This is a genomic window from Nigerium sp., assembly GCF_039811905.1.
Classification (GTDB): Bacteria; Actinomycetota; Actinomycetes; order Propionibacteriales; family Propionibacteriaceae; genus Propioniciclava.
In genome coordinates this window covers 1-2964 of sequence record NZ_JBDHZL010000172.1, presented here as the reverse complement: position 1 = coordinate 2964, position 2964 = coordinate 1, and the positions used below count along the sequence as shown (strand labels likewise).

Sequence of the window (2964 nt, the reverse complement as noted above, 5' to 3'; positions counted from 1 at the left end):
TTCGTCGCCGACCCCGCGTCCTTCACCGGGCACCCGCAGCCCGGCGACCACACGGCCCACCACCAGCACGACCACCACCACCAGCACGACCACCAGCACCACGCCGGCGCCCCGTCCGAGCCCCCGGACGCCTCCGTGGCCGAGTGGACCTGCCCGATGCACCCCGAGATCCGTCAGGATCACCCCGGCTCGTGCCCGCTGTGCGGCATGGCGCTGGAGCCGGTGATGGCGACCGCCGATTCCGGCCCGAGCCCCGAGCTCGCCGACATGACGCGCCGCTTCTGGGTCGCGCTGGCCCTGACGATCCCGGTCTTCCTGCTGGAGATGGGCACCCATGTCATCCCGGCGCTGGCGCACGCGATCGACCCGACGGTCTCCGCCTGGGTGCAGTTCGCGTTCGCGACGCCCGTCGTGCTGTGGGCGGGGTGGCCGTTCTTCGTCCGCGGCTTCGAGTCGCTGCGGACGCGCCACCTCAACATGTTCACCCTGATCGCGATGGGCACGGGCGTCGCCTGGGTCTACAGCGTCGTGGCGACGCTCGCGCCGGGCATCTTCCCCGACTCCTTCCGTAACCACGGCGCCGTCGACGTCTACTTCGAGGCCGCCGCGGTCATCACCACCCTCGTGCTGCTCGGGCAGGTGCTCGAACTGCGCGCCCGCGAGGCCACCTCGGGCGCGATCAAGGCGCTGCTGAAGCTGACGCCCGCGACCGCCCGCCGCGTCACGGACGCCGACGACGAGGAGGTGCCCCTCGGTCAGATCCAGCTCGGGGACCGGCTGCGGGTGCGCCCGGGCGAGCAGGTGCCCGTGGACGGCACGGTCATCGACGGTCGCAGCTCGATCGACGAATCGATGGTCACGGGTGAATCCATGCCGGTCACCAAGCGGGCCGGCGACACCGTGATCGGCGGCACTCTGAACCAGACGGGCTCGCTCGTCATGACCGCAGAGAAGGTGGGCAGCGACACGATGCTGGCCCGCATCGTCCAGATGGTCGCCGACGCCCAGCGCTCGCGCGCGCCGATTCAGCGCATGGCCGACAAGGTGTCCGGCATCTTCGTGCCGATCGTCATCGGCGTCGCGGTCCTCGCGTTCGTCGTGTGGGCGCTCGTCGGCCCCGATCCGCGGCTCGCGCACGCGCTCGTCGTGGCGGTCAGCGTGCTGATCATCGCGTGCCCGTGCGCGCTCGGCCTGGCCACGCCCATGTCGATCATGGTCGGCATCGGGCGCGGGGCGAGCGACGGCGTCCTCATCAAGAACGCCGAGGCGCTGGAGCGCATGGAGAAGGTCGACACGCTCGTCGTCGACAAGACGGGAACGCTGACCGAGGGCCGGCCGTCCGTCACGGAGGTCGTCCCCGCGGACGACACCCTCGATCCGGACGCCCTTCTGCGGCTCGCCGCCGCCGTCGAGCGCTCGTCGGAGCATCCGCTCGCCCAGGCCGTCGTCGCGGCCGCCGGCGAGCGCGGGCTCGCCCTCCCGGACGCCTCCGGCTTCGACGCGCCCGCCGGGCGCGGGGTCGCCGCGACGGTCGAGGGACGCCGCGTCCGGCTGGGCACGGCCGCCTACCTTGCCGGGGAGGGCGTCGAGACCGAACCGCTGGACGCCGACGCCGAACGCCTGCGCGGCGAGGGCGCGACCGTGGTGTACGCCGCCACGGACGACCGCTTCGCGGGCCTGCTCGTGATCGCCGACCAGGTCAAGGAGACCACACCGGCAGCCCTGCGCACCCTGCGCGCCGACGGACTCGACGTGGTGATGCTGACCGGCGACAACGCGACGACCGCGCGGGCCATCGCCGGACGCCTCGGCATCCACCACGTCGAGGCGGAGGTGCTGCCCGACCAGAAGGCGTCCGTGGTGCAGCGGCTGCGCGAGCAGGGACACGTGGTCGCGATGGCGGGCGACGGCGTGAACGATGCCCCGGCGCTCGCCGCCGCGGACGTCGGCCTCGCCATGTCGTCCGGCACGGACGTCGCGATCGAGTCGGCGGGCATCACGCTGCTGCGGGGCGACCTGACCGGCATCGTCCGGGCGCGGCAGCTCTCGGAGAAGACGATGCGGAACATCCGGCAGAACCTGGCGTTCGCGTTCGTCTACAACGCGGCCGGCATCCCGGTGGCGGCGGGCGTCCTGTACCCGTTCTTCGGGGTGCTGCTGTCGCCCATGCTGGCGGCCGCCGCGATGGCGCTGTCGTCGGTGTCGGTGATCGGCAACTCGCTCCGCCTGCGCGCGCAGCGGCTCGGCTGAGCGGCGTCCGACCCCTCGAAAGGGTGGTTGAGAAGCGGAAAGACTGTCGCGTCGGGGACTGACGCCCCACACTGGGAGCTTGGGGACCCGCCCCACGGAAGGAGCAGGATCATGACCCAGCGGCCAGACGAGCAGCAGGACACGACCGACCTGGACGAGCTCAACCCCCACGGCGCCGGCGCCGGCGTGGGCGCCGACAACACGTTCGAGCCCGAAGAGGACGAGGACGCCCCCGTCGACACCGACGACAAGTCCTAGCGACAAGAGATCACCAGCGAGGGACGCGTGGGGACAGCCCCCGGGCGTCCTGACGTTGGCTGCGTGTGCGTTTCTACCTGACGTTCTCCACACTCTGGTGTGGATTTCGTCACACGGCTCCGCGGCTCCGCGGCTCCGGGGGGACCCTGCCTGCGGGAGGGTGGCCCTGCCTGCGGGAGGGCGGCCCGACCGCAGGAGTCGCCCTGCCGCTGGGGCCCATCCGACGGACGCCGGCCGCATGACGGCGAAACGCTGCAGGCGTTTCTCCAACGCTGCAGGCGTTCTCGAAACGCCGGGCTCCGGCCGCAACGCTGCCCTACGTAAGGCAGCGTTCTCGGTTAAGGCAGGCGTGGTCGAAACGCTGCAGGCGTTCACGGTTTACTGCAGGCGTTGCGCACACGCTGCAGGCGTTTCAGGACGCCGCCGCGCTGCGGACCAACCGCTCCCGAGCCCTCG

Annotated in this window: 2 protein-coding genes; both read left to right on the top strand. The window is 72.0% G+C overall.

Going from position 1 to position 2964, the window contains the following annotated elements; all coding sequences use genetic code 11:
• Positions 1 to 2250, top strand: a 2250-nt coding sequence (locus WMJ97_RS14850; RefSeq protein WP_347349780.1) for a copper-translocating P-type ATPase, incomplete at its 5' end; no start/stop codon positions are given.
• A gap of 111 nt (positions 2251 to 2361) precedes the next feature.
• A complete protein-coding gene (locus tag WMJ97_RS14845; protein ID WP_347349779.1) occupies positions 2362 to 2508 on the top strand; it encodes a hypothetical protein in 147 nt (48 codons plus the stop codon).
• The last annotated feature ends 456 nt before the right edge of the window (positions 2509 to 2964 follow it).